Source organism: Paraburkholderia sp. SIMBA_027 (assembly GCF_046535315.1).
Taxonomy (GTDB): domain Bacteria; phylum Pseudomonadota; class Gammaproteobacteria; order Burkholderiales; family Burkholderiaceae; genus Paraburkholderia; species Paraburkholderia tropica.
Genome location: NZ_JAWRWY010001274.1, coordinates 1 through 248, shown reverse-complemented (window position 1 = coordinate 248; position 248 = coordinate 1). Strand labels below are relative to the sequence as shown.

The following is a 248-nucleotide window of genomic DNA, read 5'->3' as shown; positions in this document are numbered from 1 at the left end:
GCCAACAGTGCGCCATCGGCATTGCCCTGGGTGCCATACAGCACGCTGAGGCCACCCAGCTGGGTGTTGGTGGTGACCGGCGGCAGGCGTTTGCTCAGGCGCCTTACCAGCCCGGCCACTTCGCTGGAGCGCGAGCCGTAGGCGACAAAATCCCGCGCGCCGGCGCGCATGGCATTGAGTACCAACTGGTTGTCCATGCCGTCACCGAGGGCGACGATGGCGAGCATCGGTTTGGCTTCCAGGGCGCC

At 66.9% G+C, this 248-nt stretch carries 1 pseudogene; it reads right to left on the bottom strand.

Annotated elements, in window-relative coordinates:
• A pseudogene (locus SB764_RS43245) lies at positions 1-227 on the bottom strand (pilus assembly protein); the annotation flags it as partial.
• Positions 228-248: the final 21 nt, after the last annotated feature.